Origin of the sequence: Vibrio sp. D420a (assembly GCF_030248625.1) — a bacterium.
In the GTDB taxonomy this organism is placed as follows: Bacteria; Pseudomonadota; Gammaproteobacteria; order Enterobacterales; family Vibrionaceae; genus Vibrio; species Vibrio fortis_A.
The window spans coordinates 1-17789 of record NZ_JAHGAN010000019.1 but is presented as its reverse complement, the minus strand read 5'-3'; the positions used below and the strand labels follow the sequence as shown (position 1 = coordinate 17789).

Genomic DNA, 17789 nt, shown 5'->3' with positions numbered 1-17789 from the left:
AATCACTCAAAACACCCTCACCTACCCCTTTAGGGTTATTGTTAAACTAGCGTGATTTATATCACTAGTGATAATTGATCTAAAACAACAATGCTTCAACACGTAACAAAATGTGTTTGTTTATGAATTAATATAAACAGGAATTCTCCAATTCTTAATTTGAAATAGCAAACTCACAACGCTTGGTATAAAAATCAGTATATTGGAGATATCACTGTGAAAAAGCACTGGATACGTAATTCCGTCACAGCCTTATTGCTGGTCAGCACTTCATTAGTAAGTGCAGCTAGCTTCGCTGCGTCAGAACAAAAAACAATTGGTGACCCTCGTAACGACCAATTCGAGCAGAACCACCCCGACCAATATCATTCTTGGAGACAAACTTCAGAGAGTGAGCACATTGAAGACGCGCTACATGAAGACCCTAATATGGTGATCATGTGGGCGGGTTATGGTTTTGCAAAAGACTATAACAAGGCCAGAGGTCACTTCTATGCACTTGACGACGTGCGACAAACACTTCGTACGGGCGCACCAATGGACGAAGGATCTGGCCCTATGCCAATGGCGTGTTGGAGCTGTAAGAGCCCAGATGTAGCTCGTGTTATCGAAGAGCGTGGCGAAGATGGTTACTTCGAAGGCAAATGGGCACGCCTAGGCGAAGAGATCGTCAACCCAATTGGCTGCTCGGACTGTCATGATACACAAAGTGACGGCTTTAAAAACGGCGAACCCGCTTTGAAGGTGACTCGACCTTATGTTGAGCGTGCATTCGAAGCGATTGGCAAGAAGTTTGATGAGCAGAGCCGCCTCAATCAACAAGCTTCTGTGTGCGCGCAGTGCCACGTTGAATACTACTTCACGGGTCCAAACAAAAGCGTTAAGTTCCCATGGGATCAAGGTACGACCGTGGAAGACATGGAACGCTACTACGATGCACTTAACTTCAAAGACTGGACACACAAAGTCTCCAAGGCGCCAATGTTGAAAGCACAGCACCCTGGCTATGAAACATGGCGTGAAGGCATCCATGGTAAGAACAAAGTGGTTTGTGTCGACTGCCACATGCCTAAAGTGACTAAGGAAGATGGAACTGTGTATACCGATCATAAAGTCGGAAACCCATTCGACCGCTTTGAAGACACTTGTGCAAACTGTCATACACAAAGCAAAGAGACCATGCAGAACATTGTTTCTAGCCGTAAAGCGCAAGTGCTTAACATGAAGCTAACCGCAGAGAAGCAGATTGTGGCAGCGCACTTTGAAGCGGGCGCAGCCTGGGATGCTGGTGCGACTGAAGATGAAATGCAACCTATCCTACAAGATATTCGTCATGCCCAATGGCGCTGGGACTATGCGATTGCCTCTCATGGTGTACATATGCACGCTCCTGAAGTTGCACTAGAAGTGCTAGGCACAGCGGTTGATAGAGCAGCAGATGCACGTACCAAACTGGTTCGCCTGCTAGCGAAAAAAGGAATCACAGATCCTATCGAGATCCCAGATATCTCAACCAAAGCGGCTGCACAGAAAGCGCTAGGCATGGATATGGATAAGATGAACGCTGATAAGAAGCACTTCTTAGATACTGTCGTTCCAAAATGGGATGAAGCGGCTGAAAAACGCGAAGCGAATTACGACTATTAATCGTGACAGTCAAGGGCGGTAATTTCAGCCAAAACCGTGAGTATCCATACTCACTATGATCAAAGGCTGCTTTTTAACGCCCTGAAATAGACGTCACCATCAAATCAAGCCACACTCTACGTGTGGCTTTCTTTTATCTTATTCACCCACTCGAGAGCCAATGGAGAACCGATGAAAACAACATTAGTCATCACCGCATTGTGTGCAAGTTTAACCTATGGCATCGCTCAAGCCTCTGAGCGTGCAGAAACGGGATGGGAATGGATTGAGCAAGGCGCTTTGATTGTTGATGTAAGAACGCCTCAAGAATTCGCAGATGGTCATTTAGACAATGCGATTAACTATCCTCTCTCTGAGATAGAGCAGCATTTCGCGAAACTCGACAAGGACACTCAAATCGTTCTTTACTGTCGTAGTGGAAATCGCTCAGGCCAAGCCTATCAATGGTTAGAGAAGCAAGGCTTCACCAATTTGCACAACGCTGGTGGATTGGTAGAGATGCAGCAAAGTAAATAAGCTCTGAACTTGATTCGTCTTAATAGGAAAATAGAGCCTTTAAGCAAGATCGCAGGTTGATCCTAACAAGCTAATCAGTAGAAGGTGTTTTATTACAGCATCTGCTTAGCTTGATTGATCGAGTGGATGATTGAAACCCTATCAAGCCCTTGTTGGTTCGAGTCTAGCAGCTGAGTCCAAACCTCGATCGCTTGCTCATATCGCATGCTAATGAAGTGATCGCTCGCAATGAGCATTAACGCTGTACGATCGTTAGGATCAAGCTCCAAAGATCGTTTAAGAAGTGCATTGACCTCCTCTCCCATCGACTGCTTATTCGCATAGTATAACGCCGTAGCTTTTGCTGCAAACAGCCGTGCTACTGGCTTGCGCTCTAGTCGGATAGCATAATCGTAGCTTGTTACGGCGGCTGCAAACTCCCCTTGCTCAAGGTAGACACTGCCGAGTTTAAACCACAGTTCTGCTTGATTTGGATCTTGTTCAAGCTTGCTCTGCAGTTCACTTTGATAGTTAGCGAAGGTAACGGGTTGTGACTCAGAAGGGTCAGGCTGTGGCAGATCTTGTTTCATCAGATACCATAAAATGCCAGTCCCTAAAACAGCGAACACTGCCAAGCTTAAATTAAGGCGTCGTGCCTTTTCGCTGCGACTACTCATAAAGATCATTGAGATGATAAAGAGGCTTGTGAGTAAGATCGAGATCAACAACCAATTTTCCATGCATATCTCCTAGAGTAGAAGCCTTACTTTACCCCTTTCTTCAACAATATACTTTGATCGAGTTTACGAACTTTCCTGACTTTGGTGCTGAATTTGAAACATAAAAAAACCGAGCACTAAGGCTCGGTTTTTATTCGTAAAATCATGTTTAACGATAGATTTTATTCTGCGTCTTGCTCATCTGAAGATGCATCTGCAGCTGGCTGTTCAGCTGTTGCTTCTGGCGCTTCACCTTCTGCAACTTCACCGTCAACGATTTCTGCTTCTTCAACTTCATCGATGCGCTGTAGACCAACTACGTTTTCGTCTTCAGAAGTACGGATTAGCGTCACACCTTGCGTATTACGGCCAACTTGGCTCACTTCCGCTACGCGAGTACGTACTAATGTACCTGCGTCGGTGATCATCATCATCTCATCGCCTTCTTCAACTTGAACTGCGCCAACAACTGGACCGTTACGTTCAGAGACTTTGATAGATACAACACCTTGAGTTGCACGACCCTTAGTTGGGTACTCCGCAAGCTCAGTACGCTTACCGTAACCATTTTGAGTCACAGTTAGAATGTCACCTTCGTTAGAAGGAACAATCAACGACACAACTTGGTCATCTTCTGGAAGCTTCATACCGCGAACACCCGCCGCTGTACGACCCATCGGGCGAACTTTATCTTCGTTGAAACGAACCACTTTACCCGACTTCGAGAACAGCATGATATCGCTATCACCGTTCGTGATGTCTACGCCAATTAGCGAATCATCATCACGTAGGTTAACCGCGATTAGGCCGTTAGCACGTACGTTTGCGAACTGATCGAGTGATGTCTTCTTAACAGTACCGTCGCCAGTCGCCATGAAGATGAACTTATCTTCAGAGAACTCAGATACAGGTAGAATTGCCGTAATGCGCTCACCTTCTTCTAGAGGAAGAATGTTCACGATTGGCTTACCACGAGCAGTACGACTTGCTAGTGGTAGTTGGTAAACTTTCAGACGGTACGTCTTACCACGAGTAGAGAAACATAAGATGTTATCGTGAGTATTAGCAACAAGCAGACGCTCAATGTAATCCTCATCTTTCATCTTAGTCGCACTCTTACCTTTACCACCACGACGCTGTGCTTCGTAGTCGCTTAGGATTTGGTACTTAACGTAACCTTCGTGTGACAGCGTCACTACTACGTCTTCTTGAGCAATCAGCTCTTCCATGTCGATATCGTGGCTAGCTGCGGTGATCTCAGTGCGACGTGCGTCACCGTAGATATCGCGAACTGCTTCTAATTCTTCACGGATAACTTCCATTAGGCGCTCAGTGCTTGCAAGGATGTGCATTAGCTCAGCGATCTCATCAAGAAGTGCTTTGTATTCGTCTAGAATCTTCTCGTGCTCTAGACCGGTTAGACGGTGTAGACGAAGTTCTAGGATTGCTTGCGCTTGCGTTTCCGTTAGGAAGTACTGACCGTCACGGATGCCATATTGGTCTTCTAACCAATCTGGACGAGCCGCGTCAGTGCCTGCGCGCTCAAGCATTGAAGCAACATTACCTAGGTCCCAACCACGTGAAACTAGGCCAACTTTTGCTTCTGCTGGCGTTGGAGCGTTCTTGATAAGTTCAATAACTTCATCAATGTTCGCTAGAGCCAGAGATAACGCTTCTAAGATGTGTGCACGATCACGTGCTTTTCTTAGTTCGTAGATAGTACGACGAGTCACAACCTCACGGCGGTGGTCTACGAAGCACTTAAGCATGTCTTTCAGGTTGAACAACTGTGGTTGGCCGTTGTTTAGAGCAACCATATTGATACCGAAAGTTGTTTGCAGCTGAGTTTGTGCGTATAGGTTGTTTAGAACCACTTCGCCCACTGCATCACGCTTACATTCAATAACAATACGCATACCGTCTTTATCAGACTCGTCACGTAGTGCACTGATGCCTTCTACTTTCTTATCTTTAACCAGTTCAGCAATCTTCTCGATCAGGCGTGCTTTGTTTACTTGGTAAGGGATCTCAGTAACGATAATGGTCTCTTTACCACTCTTCTCTACTTCGATGTCCGCTTTTGAACGCATGTAAATCTTGCCGCGACCAGTCTTGTAAGCATCGACGATGCCTTTACGACCGCTGATTAGCGCTGCTGTTGGGAAATCAGGACCAGGAATGTAGTCCATTAGCTCATCAATCGTGATCTCTTCATTATTGATGTAAGCCAAACAGCCATCAACAACTTCACCTAGGTTATGAGGTGGGATGTTGGTCGCCATACCTACCGCGATACCAGAAGCACCGTTTACCAATAGGTTAGGAATTTTCGTTGGTAGAACCGCTGGGATCTGTTCAGTACCATCATAGTTAGGTACGTAGTCCACCGTTTCTTTATCAAGGTCAGCCAAAAGCTCGTGGGCAATTTTCGCCATACGAACTTCGGTATAACGCATTGCAGCCGCGGAGTCGCCATCGATAGAACCAAAGTTACCTTGGCCATCAACTAGCATGTAACGCAGTGAGAACGGCTGAGCCATACGAACAATAGTGTCGTATACAGCGCTATCACCGTGCGGGTGATATTTACCGATTACATCACCTACTACACGAGCAGATTTTTTATATGGTTTGTTCCAATCATTACCAAGTACATTCATCGCGAATAGAACGCGGCGGTGTACTGGCTTTAGGCCATCACGCACATCAGGAAGGGCACGACCAACGATGACGGACATCGCGTAGTCTAGGTATGAACCTCTAAGCTCATCTTCAATATTTACGGGCGTGATCTCTTTCGCTAGATCGCTCATAGAGCCATTTTCCCTCTATAGTCAGATCGTATTTTTGAATACGTATAAGACCGAAAAATATAACACAAATTTACCTTGTGAGGCATCACTTTCCCTATCCTTTTATCATCTTGTGAGCCTTGTAGCCAATCAATTGATGAGAAATTGCACGTCATCATCATATCTTGCTGAAAGATGGTTACTTTGCGTCCAACAAATTCGCAAAATTGTAGATCTTCTGGTCAGAGACAAAAGCCAAGTTATAATGCTCTCAATTTCATGGATGCATTATTTAACTTGGAAATGCCGATTATGACCAAATCACAGAACGTCGACCCAGCAGAAATCAAAAAATTCGAAGACATGGCGTCACGCTGGTGGGATCTCGAAGGTGAGTTTAAGCCTCTTCACCAAATCAACCCTTTACGCCTAAATTACGTGCTAGAGAAAACAGAAGGCCTGTTCGGAAAGAAAGTTCTCGACGTGGGTTGTGGCGGCGGCATTCTTGCTGAGAGCATGGCAAAAGAAGGCGCCGTTGTTACCGGTTTAGACATGGGTAAAGAGCCGCTGGAAGTTGCTCGTCTGCATGCATTAGAGACTGGCACCAAGCTTGAGTACATTCAGAGCACCATTGAAGATCACGCAGAGCAAAACCCACAAACGTATGATGTGGTGACTTGTATGGAGATGCTTGAGCACGTACCAGACCCGCAATCGGTGATCACAGCTTGCTCTAAGTTAGTGAAGCCTAACGGCCACGTCTTTTTCTCAACACTAAACCGCAACTTTAAGTCGTACTTGTTTGCGATTGTTGGCGCGGAGAAGCTATTGAAGATCGTTCCTGAAGGGACTCATGAGCACGAAAAGTTCATTCGCCCTGCTGAACTTATCAAGATGATCGATAACACGCCTCTACAGGAATTAGGCATTACTGGCTTGCATTACAGCCCACTGACGGACACCTACCGTCTGGGAAGTAACGTAGATGTTAACTACATTGTTCACACAAAGAATTTTGCGTAAATCCTACCAATAACCCCATAAAAAATAATTTAATTTAGACTAATGAAAAAGGTTGCAATTACCATAAGTTTGCGACTTTTTTCAGTCTAAATTTCGTGCTCCCGATTCCATTTTGACCATCTAGATTCAATTTTAACCTTTGAAAATCCGCCTCCTCTTTTGGCCAAAGATCAAGGAATTTTTTTTTATGAGCGCGCAAAATTAAACCATCATTAAAAAGCCAATTTTCTACAATCAAGTGAGAGCTATCCTCATCAGTTAGTGGTCACTTACAGTTTTTTTTCAATTTAGTAGTTATCCACAAGAACTCCCATTTCTTTGCCTTGAAAAATCTCCGGCCTAGCACTATCTTGTAACCCAACAAACAAATGACCCCTATATGTTGTGTTTGAACTACAATATATGGGTAGACCAAGATCACAAAGCCGACATGTAATTTACAAAAATTACACAGAAATAGACAAAAACACGGCTTTAATCAGTTTTGTTAGGGAAATTAAGCAGAATGAACCAACAACTTACTGTTACTAAGCGTAACGGTCGCAAAGAAACGATTGATCTAGAAAAGATCCACCGCGTGATCACATGGGCAGCAGAAGGCTTGCACAATGTTTCTGTATCACAAGTAGAATTGAAAGCTCACATTCAATTTTATGATGGCATCACCACAACTGACATCCATGAGACAATCATTAAGTCAGCTGCGGATCTGATCTCCGAAGAGACTCCTGATTACCAATACCTAGCTGCACGTCTAGCTGTATTCCACCTACGTAAGAAAGCGTACGGTCAATACGAGCCGCCTGCGCTGTTTGACCACGTTGCAAAACTGGTTGATATGGGTAAGTACGATAGTCACCTTCTGGAAGACTACACGCCAGCAGAGTTTGCAGAATTGGATCAATACATCGATCACAAACGCGACCTAGACTTCTCTTATGCAGCGGTTAAGCAGCTTGAAGGTAAATACTTCGTGCAAAACCGTGTAACGAAAGAGATCTACGAAAGTGCTCAGTTCCTGTACATCTTGGTTGCTGCTTGTCTGTTCGCTAAATACCCGAAAGAAACTCGTCTTGATTACATCAAGCGTTTCTACGATGCAGCGTCGACATTTAAGATTTCCCTACCTACGCCGATCATGTCTGGTGTACGTACTCCTACACGCCAATTCAGCTCTTGTGTACTGATTGAGTGTGGTGACAGCCTAGATTCAATTAACGCAACAGCAAGCTCAATCGTACGTTACGTTTCTCAACGTGCGGGTATTGGTATCAACGCTGGTCGTATCCGTGCTCTAGGTTCAGAGATTCGCGGTGGTGAAGCATTCCACACAGGTTGTATCCCATTCTACAAATACTTCCAAACTGCGGTTAAATGTTGTTCTCAAGGTGGCGTACGTGGCGGTGCTGCAACAGTATTCTACCCACTATGGCACGGTGAAGTTCAGTCTCTACTTGTACTGAAAAACAACCGTGGTGTAGAAGAGAACCGTGTTCGTCACATGGATTACGGTGTACAGCTGAACAAGCTTATGTACTCTCGTTTGGTTCAAGGCGGTAACATCAGCCTATTCTCGCCATCTGACGTACCTGGTCTATACGATGCGTTCTTCGAGAACCAAGAACGTTTTGAAGAGCTTTACGTTAAGTACGAGAACGATCCATCGATCAAGCGTGAAACAGTGAAAGCGGTAGAGCTATTCTCTCTACTAATGCAAGAGCGTGCTTCTACTGGTCGTATCTACATTCAAAACGTAGACCACTGTAACACTCACAGCCCATTTGATGCGGAAGTAGCACCGGTTCGCCAGTCAAACCTATGTCTTGAAATTGCGCTTCCAACGAAGCCGCTAACAAACGTAGAAGACGACGAAGGTGAGATTGCACTATGTACGCTTTCTGCATTCAACCTTGGCGCTATTGACTCTCTTGATGACCTAGCAGAACTGTCTGACCTAGTGGTTCGTGCACTTGATGCACTTCTTGATTACCAAGACTACCCACTGCCAGCGGCTTACAAATCAACAATGAACCGTCGTACTCTGGGTGTTGGTGTTATCAACTACGCATACTACTTAGCGAAAAACGGTGTTAAGTACTCTGATGGCAGCGCAAACGGTCTAACTCACCGTACATTCGAAGCTATCCAATACCACCTATTGAAAGCGTCGGTAGAGCTTGCGAAAGAACAAGGTAAGTGTCCTTCGTTCCACGAAACGAACTACGCGAAAGGCCTACTGCCAATCGACACTTACAAGAAAGACGTTGATCTAGTATGTGAAGAACCGCTTCACTACGACTGGGATGCACTACGTGCAGAGATCGTTGAACACGGTCTACGTAACTCAACACTAACAGCGCTAATGCCTTCTGAGACATCTTCTCAGATCTCTAACGCAACAAACGGTATTGAGCCGCCACGTGGTTTCGTTTCTGTAAAAGCATCGAAAGACGGTATTTTGAAGCAGGTTGTGCCTGACTTCCTAAATCTGAAAGACAACTACGAGCTACTTTGGAACATCGGTTCTAACGACGGTTACCTTCACCTAGTGGGTATCATGCAGAAGTTTGTAGACCAAGCGATTTCAGCAAACACTAACTATGATCCAAACGTATACGAAAGCGGTAAAGTACCAATGAAGAAACTTCTTCAAGACCTACTGACTGCATACAAATACGGTGTGAAGACGCTTTACTACCATAACACTCGTGATGGTGCGAAAGACGAACAGGGCGCAGTGGCACAAGAAGATGATTGTGCAGGCGGCGGTTGTAAGATCTAAGCACAAGTAACAAACATAAGAACCCAGAGAAGCCATCTTCTCTGGGTCTAAAGCATTAACGAGGCCTGTTATATAGGTCTGGAAAGGATTTGAGGCATTCATGGCTTACAGTACTTTTACTCAAACAAAAAATGACCAACTAAAAGAACCTATGTTTCTTGGTCAATCTGTAAACGTAGCGCGTTACGACCAACAGAAATTTGAAATCTTCGAAAAGCTTATCGAGAAGCAACTGTCTTTCTTCTGGCGTCCAGAAGAAGTTGACGTATCTAGCGACCGTATCGACTACAACAAGCTACCAGAGCACGAGAAGCACATCTTCATTTCAAACCTGAAGTACCAAACGCTTCTTGACTCAATTCAAGGCCGTAGCCCGAACGTAGCGCTACTTCCACTGGTATCACTACCAGAAGTTGAAACTTGGATCGAGACTTGGTCTTTCTCTGAAACGATCCACTCTCGTTCTTACACGCACATCATCCGCAACATCGTGAATGATCCAGGCGTTGTGTTCGATGACATCGTTGAAAATGAACACATCCTAGCGCGTGCGAAAGACATTGCACACTACTACGACGAGTTAATCAAACTGACGTCTGACTACCACCGCTACGGTGAAGGTACACACAACATCAACGGCGAAGAGATCAAAGTATCTCTATACGAGCTGAAGAAGAAACTGTACCTATGTCTGATGTCTGTTAACGCACTAGAAGCTATCCGTTTCTACGTAAGTTTTGCATGTTCATTTGCATTCGCTGAGCGTGAGCTAATGGAAGGTAATGCGAAAATCATCAAGCTAATCGCTCGTGATGAAGCGCTTCACCTAACTGGTACTCAGCACATGATTAACCTGCTGCGTAACGGTCAAGATGACTTCTCATTCATGCAGATCGCTGAAGAGTGTAAGCAAGAATGTTTCGACCTATTTAAAGATGCAGCAGAGCAAGAGAAAGAGTGGGCAGAATACCTATTCAAAGATGGCTCTATGATCGGTCTAAACAAAGACATCCTTTGCCAATACGTTGAGTACATTACGAACATTCGTATGCAGGCGGTTGGTCTAGGTACAGCTTACCCAGAAGCAACGTCTAACCCTATCCCGTGGATCAACGCTTGGTTATCTTCTGATAACGTTCAAGTAGCACCACAGGAAGCAGAAATTTCATCTTACCTAGTTGGTCAAATCGACAACGAAGTAAATGCTGATGACTTCGAAGGTTTCGAACTGTAATGCCAACGCTGAAGATCAACAAACTCATCACGATTGAATCTAACCCATCTAACACTCTGTTGGAGACCATGGAGCAGGCAGGACTTGAGCCTGAGTACAACTGCCGAGATGGTCACTGTGGTGCTTGTCGCTGCACGTTGGACTCAGGTGAAGTCGAGTACGTTGGTTTTGCTATGGCTTACACACAAAGCAACGAGATTTTGCCTTGTATTTGTAAAGCCAAAACAGAGTTGTCATTGAGTAACGTGATTCATCGCAACAAGCAGAAACGCGCTTAGCAGTGAAATAGTTCGATAAAGACATCAAAACACATAGGGCCCGATAATTAATATTATCGGGCCCTTTTTCATGTATTGATTCTAACGTTACAAGCCTGTTGTCATAAAACAGAATTAGGAATGAACAGCTCTTTGATGCGCTTAAGCGAAGTGAACTGACCAAACATAGGTTTATTTTCTAAGTGTCTTCGTAACATGTCTGCGGCAACCGTTTTGATTACCGTTCTAGAGTCTTCTCGGTTGTATGAGCGGTGAAACTCAAACACTTGCCCCCACTCACCTGCTGGCGTCGATAACGCTACACTGAAGGTCTTATCTTCAAGTTTGCCAGTCACAAGAGCGAGCTCAGTGGCACACTTCTCTCTTGTCGCTCCAGCTAACGCCAATGTTGCAGCCAAAGGATCGCTTTTATCGATATCGCTGCCTTTACTCTCCGCCATTACCCAAGAGTGGCCAAAACAGTTTTCAAGGTTTTCGTCCGACTGTAACCATGCAGATAGAGCTCCCTTGGTCGAGACTTCTGACACAGATAAGGTTTTGTGTTTTTCACTCAACAGATGGCCTAAATGCTCAACCATTGGCTCATCGACACTCACTACATTGCCTTCCAGCAGCTTATGAACCATCTGAAGCAGTTTTACACGAACCTCAAGGCCCGATTTAGGCCCGAATAGTTTCACTTCGATAAATGGTAAGTAAGAACGGTAACCTAATTCGTACCCTTCAGGTAACTTAAGCTGGTCTAGAATATCTGAAATACCGGATTCAGAGAGTCCGAAGGTGTAGAGCCTACTGCATTCAAAAGCACTGATTTCTGGGTAGCTTCGCGATAGGTCTGGTAGAATTTGATCTTTCACCATCTTTTTAAACTCACTCGGGACACCGGGTGTGAAGTAGAAGGTCGCGTCATTAATTTTAAGTTTGAAACCACAAGCCGTGCCGACAGGGTTATCGACGATCTGTGAACTTTCAGGCAGCATAGCTTGTTTCAGGTTACTGTCTGGCATTTTAGCGCCACGCGCTGCAAACATACTCTCCATACGTTGCAGCCAATCAGGAAAAAGAACCAGTTTTTGATCAGCCGCGCTTGCTGCTGCGGCGGCACTCATGTCGTCCGTCGTTGGCCCTAACCCACCATTAACGATGACCACATCGTAGTTAAAACTCAGCATCAAAAGCTCTTCCACCAGCGCACCCATTTGGTCACCGACAGTGGAACGTTTTGCCAATGCAAAGCCGTGTTGATAGAACTCAGCGGACATCCAAGCGGCATTCGTGTCTACAATGTCTCCGTGAAGAACTTCTTCACCTGTACTTAACATTGCGATTTTGGTCATATTTTCATCCCTTGCTGTCATATAAAGACGCTGCATTATTTTTAAAGTGGTCTATCTTCAATGTTTAGGCGTTTAAGTCATTTCACAAGTATTAATGATGTGAAATTTAAGATTATCTTTCAGAAAGCGCACAATTATTAGTTCCATAAATCAGGCAATTAATAGATAATTGTGACTTCGCTCAACCTATCAACTTTCATGGAGACCCTTGTGGCCAAATCACCGTTATTAGCAAAGGTTACTGCTGCATTTTCACTGTTAATGTCAGCGAACTCGGTTGCAAGCCAATACGATTTCGACCAACCATTCAACCTTTCATACTCGGATGATTGTACTCAAGAGTACTGCGTAAATGATAACTTGTATACCTACAAGCCGAGCACCAATTACGCGCTAAGTGAATCAAGCGACGAGTACGATTTCTCAATCCAACAACCTAAGCACTTCTTGGTAAGCGAAGAGAAAGACTGGGATTATCTAATGGGCCAAACTTATACCATTCTGGGTCTTAGTGTTGCGACTGTTGGTTTGATGACATTCCTTCCTGAATCCATCACCAAATGGGATGATGACCAGCGTGACCTAAGTAAGCTTGGTCAAAAATGGAAAGATAACGTCTCTGATGGCCCGGTATGGGACCGAGATGAGCACTTCCTAAACTATGTGATGCACCCTTACTTTGGTGGTGTTTACTACACGGCAGCTCGTCACGCTGGTTACAACGAGTTTGAGTCTTTCGTGTACTCTTGGACCATGTCGACCTTCTTCTGGGAATACGGTGTTGAAGCATTTGCTGAAGTGCCTTCTTGGCAAGACCTTTTCATTACTCCATTCTTCGGTGCGGTTGTTGGTGAAATGATGCTAGAAGCTGAGCAAGACATCCTAATGTCTGGTGGTGAAGTGATGGGCTCACAAACCATGGGTGATGTTTCTCTGTTCTTCTTGAACCCTGTTGGTCACATTCATTACTGGGTAAGTGATGCTTGGGGTGGCGATGCAGAAGTGAATCTGAACACTAACCCTTGGTGGGGCAACCAAGATGCAGCTAAATTCGCATACGATGCAGGTGCTGCATACGACTCGCAATTTGTCGGTATGAACTTCAAAGTGACCTTCTAAATCACTCAATAAATGCAAATTTCCCTAAAAAGCGACTTACGAGTCGCTTTTTTTGTGCCCTACTCTTCATTAACTTGTTTTGCGCCACGGCTTAGTTTCAAAAATTGACGCAGGTCAAATATTGTTCTAAACCAGCTTCTAAACTGTAAGTAAGACAGATTATCTCGTTATTTCAAACGCTTATTAGGGGCGTTCAATTGAATCTTTGGGGGCTGATATGAATAGTACATTTATCGTTAACTTTATTGGTAAGGCGTCACCTGCAACCATCAAGCAACTTGCGGCAGTCACCCACGAGAACGGGGGCAAGTGGCTAATCAGTAAAGTGAATTTCATTGAGGATCAAGTTGCCGGCGTAATCAAAATTGAGCTCCCAGCAATCAACGAGTCCACGGTTAAAGAGGCATTTAGCGCCAATATCGACTTAACCGTCCAATTTGTTGATGCCGACCACTCTCCACAAGTACAAGATACGATACATCATCTGCGCTTAGACTCGAATGATCGCGCCGGTATCGTCAACGAAGTGACCCACGTATTAGATGGTCAAGGTATAACAATTCTCGATATGGACTGTCACCGTGTGTTTATCGCAGGAGGCGGTGGTGTGAGTTCAAGTTTGTTTACCGCTAAGATTGCCGTAAAACTCCCTCTTGAGTTACCAATCCAAGACGTCGCCAACGAACTTGAGACACTGAGCGAAGATACGCGTGTGATGATTGAGAGTTAATTCACTTTCTCCTCCGGTGAAACAAATTGCCGGAGGAGAAAGCCATAACCAACCTTCCCTTTAACACATCCTATAAATCCCTTTCGATTCTTACATTACTTACAAAATTTCTATATAAATTCTACGTAAATCATAATTTTAGATAGTGAAACAGGACTACTTGGTTGCGTTTTTTGTTACCATACGGCTACTTTCATTAACTTAGTCACTTAGGTTCACATATGGATAGAAACAAGCCGAGTTGGCCGCTTAATGCCGTCTCAGTAATCCTTCTAACTTCACTTTTCACAGGCTGTCAAAGTGGCCATGAAGATAGTAGTGATGGTTCCACCAACCCGACAGCAGTCAGTATTTCCATCCCAGAGACGCTTAGCGTGACCGAGCCAAGTTCAGGTTCCAGTACAGAAGGCGTGACTGTTACACTTTCAGAAGCACTCACTAGCGATGTAAACCTAACTATTACGACTTCAAATGTCACTGCTCGTTCTACTGGTGACTTTAGAAATTACGACCCGCTAAGTAGCTCCGTCGTAACTATTCCAGCAGGTTCAACAACCGCAACGCTACCGCTTAATGTATTGCACAATAATGTCTTTGAAGGCGCTAAAACGCTCCAATACTCGATTACTGCTCCTTCAAGTTCGTCGTACACCATTACCAATAACCAAACTACCGTAACGATCAACGATGCGAACAACCAACCTACTATCGGGTTTAGCAATAGCCTAAGTACCGTCGTTGAGGGTGATAGCGTTGTACAACAAATGGTGCTAAGTAACTATTCAAGCCAAGACGTCACAATTACCTTGGTTCAAACCGGTATTGCGGCATCCGACGACTACACTGTTGATATGGCGAGCCTCAACGTTACGCTCTCTGCAGAAACCCTAACGTCAGACATTACTTTCTCTGCTAAAGATGATGGCTTTAACGAGGGCGGTGAATCCGTCATTTACACAATGACAGAAGTTGGGAATGCTACGATTGACTCTGCGAAAAACACGCTAGCCTTCTATATTCCAGGCCAGAAGAATTTCAATGATACTGGCTACGTAACCTATTACGACGGTACCGCTTTCGATAGCACTACCCCACCAGCCAGTCATCCAAATCAAGATGCGGACTATGGTTTAGATAAAACCAATGGTACCGAGCACTCGGATGGCGAGTATGGTTTTCGTTATACCAAAATCGATGCTCACGGCAACCCAATGGATCCAAGTGCAACAAGCTGGCGCTGTGTAAAGGATGAACACACTGGCCTTTACATCGAAGCAAAACAAGCTCCAACAGCTCTACCAAGCCAATCTGATATCGACACTTGGGTTGAAAACCATAAGAACGATCCAGACGCTTACCCTTACCCATATGGTGCTGAATCTTCAATGTGGCGTAGCTCATCGTATACGTATACTTGGTACGACGCAGATGGCACAACCAATGGAGGATACGCAGGGGCTCCCAACGATGCACTATATAGTGAAGGACCGATTTCGTCTGAATGCGCATACCCAAATGACAATTCAGGCACTCGCAACTGTAATACCAGCAGCTATATTTCAAGCTTAAATAGCTACGCGATATGTGGTATCACCGATTGGCGTTTACCTTCGCCAGTTGAGGCACGTTCATTCATTAACTTCAACGTTGGCACATCGCCGAGTGGCTCAGTGAATTTCTTCCCTAACCTTGGAGATCATCTGTTCACTCACTCGAGCTCTGTAAAGCAAGACGGTAGTGCGAGATGTATCGACTCTCAAACCGGTGAATTGGAACTGTGTAACAAGAACATCACAGGCTCCACAGGCATCGTCGCGGTAAGTGGAGGAATCGAGTAATGAAAATGAAATTATGCTTAGGCGCTATTGCCGCTCTACTAAGTGCAAATGCTATCGCTCAAACATGTGTCACGACGCAAACAGCTTCTCATCAAGACGGGCAGTTTATCGATCGCAAAGATGGCACTCTGCTGGACGTAACAACTAACTTGTTATGGTCAAAGTGTAACTTAGGCGAAACATACAATGCGTCTACAGATACTTGTGACGGAACTGCGCTAAAGTACCAAAACTGGAGCGATGCTTTGGTTGCCACACAAGACACCACGCTAACAACAATTGCGGGCCAACCCGGCTTTAGGCTTCCAAACATCAAAGAACTGAGCTCCATTGTGGATTACCGCTGCACTCGACCAGCGATCAACCTAACCTTCTTCCCAACGACGACCAATGAACCTTATTGGACCAATACACCAGATGCTCATAGCATCAATAGTCATTACGAAGGTCTGATCATCGATTTTGACGAAGCGTTGGAAGTGATTACAGATCCAGACAATGTTCCTTCCCCACTCGTCCGCTTGGTCAAAGAATTTAACTAAGACTTTGTAATCCCATACAAAAAGAGCAACCCATCGGTTGCTCTTTTTATTTCAATCTATTTTACAGACCATTGCGATAATGAGCGCTTAAAGTCTGAATAATCGAATTCGTTTAGCTTCTGTACTTCGCCACCTGAGCGCTCACAGTAGACAGAAGGCATACGTAAACCGTTAAACCAGTTTAGCTTCACCATTGTGTATCCAGCACTGTCTAAGATGTGTAGACGCTGACCAATCTCTAGTGGCTCATCAAAGCTTGCTTCACAGAACTGATCGCCCGCAAGACAAGAACATGAGCCAATTACGTAGTCATGCTTGCCACCCTCTGACGCTTCCAAGATAGACGCTGGCTCGTCGTAGATAAGCGTATCTAAGCGGTGTGCCTCTGTCGCAGAATCAACGATTGCTGTTTTCTTTACGTTCTCTACGATATCAACTACTGTCACTACAAGATCTGTAGTCTTAGTGATGATCGCTTCACCGGGTTCAAGGTACATTTGAACGCTGTGCTTCTCAGAAAATGCTTTTAGTGCAGCACCTAGCTTTTCAATGTCATAACCTGGCCACGTAAAGAAGACACCGCCACCCATGCTCACCCAATCCAGCTTATCAAGGTATTCACCGAACTGATCCGAAATTGAATCTAGCAAGCCAATAAACGCATCCACATCTTTGTTCTCGCAGTTCATGTGGAACATTACACCATCGATGCCATTAAAGATTTCTGGTTTGATGTGGTCTGCTTGCACGCCTAAACGAGAAAATTGACGCGCTGGGTTAGCCAAGTCTTGACCTGCGTAGCTGACACCCGGGTTCAAACGAAGACCAATTGACGCTTTCCCTTCGATAATGTGTCGGTAAGCCGCTAACTGAGACTGCGAGTTGAAGATCATCTTATCACAGATGTCCGCTACTTCACGTACATCATCCTCGCTGTAGCCCACACTGTATGCATGAGTTTCGCCACCAAAAGTCTCGTGGCCAAGTTTTACTTCGAACGGGCCAGAGCTTGTCGTGCCATCGAGGTAAGGCTTAATGATGTCAAATACACCCCACGTAGAGAAGCATTTCAAGGCCAACACAAGCTTAACGCCAGACAACTCTTTAAGCTGTTTTGCTTTCTCTAGATTCTCAATCAACTTATCTTCGTTGATCATAAAGTATGGGGTTTTAAGTTCTTCTTTCTTAAATGTCATTTTCTATACGCGCTCAAGCAATAACAATAAAGGGGTTACTATTTGGTATTTCTGATT

At 44.8% G+C, this 17789-nt stretch carries 14 protein-coding genes; 10 read left to right on the top strand and 4 right to left on the bottom strand.

All coding sequences use genetic code 11. The features are described from left to right. Positions 1–216: 216 nt before the first annotated feature. Positions 217–1647: an ammonia-forming nitrite reductase cytochrome c552 subunit gene (nrfA, locus tag KI743_RS13780; protein ID WP_285466850.1), complete on the top strand. Its 1431-nt coding sequence runs from the start codon at positions 217–219 to the stop codon at positions 1645–1647. A gap of 171 nt (positions 1648–1818) precedes the next feature. Further along, positions 1819–2163 carry a rhodanese-like domain-containing protein gene (locus KI743_RS13775; RefSeq protein WP_285466849.1) on the top strand — a complete coding sequence of 115 codons (345 nt, stop codon included), beginning with the start codon at positions 1819–1821 and terminating at the stop codon, positions 2161–2163. A gap of 92 nt (positions 2164–2255) precedes the next feature. Here KI743_RS13775 and KI743_RS13770 read toward each other — a convergent pair whose 3' ends face one another. Together KI743_RS13770 and gyrA are read right to left on the bottom strand one after the other, a co-directional pair. Further along, positions 2256–2882, bottom strand: a complete 627-nt coding sequence (locus tag KI743_RS13770) for a tetratricopeptide repeat protein (protein ID WP_285466848.1) — start codon at positions 2880–2882, stop codon at positions 2256–2258. A gap of 161 nt (positions 2883–3043) precedes the next feature. After that, positions 3044–5674 carry a DNA topoisomerase (ATP-hydrolyzing) subunit A gene (gene gyrA, locus KI743_RS13765; protein ID WP_285466847.1) on the bottom strand — a complete coding sequence of 877 codons (2631 nt, stop codon included), beginning with the start codon at positions 5672–5674 and terminating at the stop codon, positions 3044–3046. A gap of 258 nt (positions 5675–5932) precedes the next feature. On the opposite strand from gyrA, the gene ubiG reads away from it, so the two are divergent. From ubiG to yfaE, 4 genes are all read left to right on the top strand, one after another. Then, positions 5933–6676: a bifunctional 2-polyprenyl-6-hydroxyphenol methylase/3-demethylubiquinol 3-O-methyltransferase UbiG gene (ubiG, locus tag KI743_RS13760; RefSeq protein ID WP_285466846.1), complete on the top strand. Its 744-nt coding sequence runs from the start codon at positions 5933–5935 to the stop codon at positions 6674–6676. A gap of 505 nt (positions 6677–7181) precedes the next feature. Beyond that, positions 7182–9458 (top strand): class 1a ribonucleoside-diphosphate reductase subunit alpha, encoded by a 2277-nt coding sequence (gene nrdA, locus KI743_RS13755; RefSeq protein WP_152468531.1) that lies wholly within the window; start codon positions 7182–7184, stop codon positions 9456–9458. Between the two features lie 100 nt (positions 9459–9558). Further along, positions 9559–10692: a class Ia ribonucleoside-diphosphate reductase subunit beta gene (gene nrdB / locus KI743_RS13750; protein ID WP_285466845.1), complete on the top strand. Its 1134-nt coding sequence runs from the start codon at positions 9559–9561 to the stop codon at positions 10690–10692. Further along, positions 10692–10970: a class I ribonucleotide reductase maintenance protein YfaE gene (yfaE, locus tag KI743_RS13745; protein ID WP_150872047.1), complete on the top strand. Its 279-nt coding sequence runs from the start codon at positions 10692–10694 to the stop codon at positions 10968–10970. The genes nrdB and yfaE overlap by 1 nt, the downstream gene beginning before the upstream one ends. A gap of 101 nt (positions 10971–11071) precedes the next feature. Here the strand turns inward: yfaE and KI743_RS13740 are convergent, their stop codons facing one another. Continuing rightward, positions 11072–12307 (bottom strand): CinA family nicotinamide mononucleotide deamidase-related protein, encoded by a 1236-nt coding sequence (locus KI743_RS13740; RefSeq protein WP_285466844.1) that lies wholly within the window; start codon positions 12305–12307, stop codon positions 11072–11074. Between the two features lie 210 nt (positions 12308–12517). Here KI743_RS13740 and KI743_RS13735 point away from each other — a divergent pair, with 210 nt between their 5' ends. The 4 genes from KI743_RS13735 (at position 12518) to KI743_RS13720 (ending at position 16536) form a co-directional block, all read left to right on the top strand. Further along, entirely contained in the window at positions 12518–13426 is a 909-nt protein-coding gene (locus KI743_RS13735; RefSeq protein ID WP_152468529.1) for a DUF3943 domain-containing protein, read from the top strand. A 217-nt stretch (positions 13427–13643) separates the two neighbouring features. Continuing rightward, the gene (locus KI743_RS13730; protein WP_152468528.1) at positions 13644–14156 is read left to right on the top strand and encodes a glycine cleavage system protein R; all 513 of its coding nucleotides are present in this window, start codon (positions 13644–13646) and stop codon (positions 14154–14156) included. A gap of 221 nt (positions 14157–14377) precedes the next feature. Next, positions 14378–15994, top strand: a complete 1617-nt coding sequence (locus KI743_RS13725) for a Calx-beta domain-containing protein (RefSeq protein WP_285466843.1) — start codon at positions 14378–14380, stop codon at positions 15992–15994. Further along, a complete protein-coding gene (locus KI743_RS13720; RefSeq protein WP_285466842.1) occupies positions 15994–16536 on the top strand; it encodes a DUF1566 domain-containing protein in 543 nt (180 codons plus the stop codon). Before KI743_RS13725 ends, KI743_RS13720 begins: the two co-directional genes overlap by 1 nt. A gap of 56 nt (positions 16537–16592) precedes the next feature. On the opposite strand, the gene nspC is transcribed toward KI743_RS13720, so the two are convergent. After that, positions 16593–17732 (bottom strand): carboxynorspermidine decarboxylase, encoded by a 1140-nt coding sequence (gene nspC, locus KI743_RS13715; protein WP_285466841.1) that lies wholly within the window; start codon positions 17730–17732, stop codon positions 16593–16595. Positions 17733–17789: the final 57 nt, after the last annotated feature.

Excerpts from the sequence above, each read along its gene's own strand:
- KI743_RS13775 (WP_285466849.1), top strand. The coding sequence starts at position 1,819 with ATGAAAACAACATTAGTCATCACCGCATTGTGTGCAAGTTTAACCTAT.
- KI743_RS13770 (WP_285466848.1), bottom strand. The coding sequence starts at position 2,882 with ATGGAAAATTGGTTGTTGATCTCGATCTTACTCACAAGCCTCTTTATC.
- gyrA (WP_285466847.1), bottom strand. The coding sequence starts at position 5,674 with ATGAGCGATCTAGCGAAAGAGATCACGCCCGTAAATATTGAAGATGAG.
- ubiG (WP_285466846.1), top strand. The coding sequence starts at position 5,933 with ATGGATGCATTATTTAACTTGGAAATGCCGATTATGACCAAATCACAG.
- nrdA (WP_152468531.1), top strand. The coding sequence starts at position 7,182 with ATGAACCAACAACTTACTGTTACTAAGCGTAACGGTCGCAAAGAAACG.
- nrdB (WP_285466845.1), top strand. The coding sequence starts at position 9,559 with ATGGCTTACAGTACTTTTACTCAAACAAAAAATGACCAACTAAAAGAA.
- yfaE (WP_150872047.1), top strand. The coding sequence starts at position 10,692 with ATGCCAACGCTGAAGATCAACAAACTCATCACGATTGAATCTAACCCA.
- KI743_RS13740 (WP_285466844.1), bottom strand. The coding sequence starts at position 12,307 with ATGACCAAAATCGCAATGTTAAGTACAGGTGAAGAAGTTCTTCACGGA.
- KI743_RS13730 (WP_152468528.1), top strand. The coding sequence starts at position 13,644 with ATGAATAGTACATTTATCGTTAACTTTATTGGTAAGGCGTCACCTGCA.
- KI743_RS13725 (WP_285466843.1), top strand. The coding sequence starts at position 14,378 with ATGGATAGAAACAAGCCGAGTTGGCCGCTTAATGCCGTCTCAGTAATC.
- KI743_RS13720 (WP_285466842.1), top strand. The coding sequence starts at position 15,994 with ATGAAAATGAAATTATGCTTAGGCGCTATTGCCGCTCTACTAAGTGCA.
- nspC (WP_285466841.1), bottom strand. The coding sequence starts at position 17,732 with ATGACATTTAAGAAAGAAGAACTTAAAACCCCATACTTTATGATCAAC.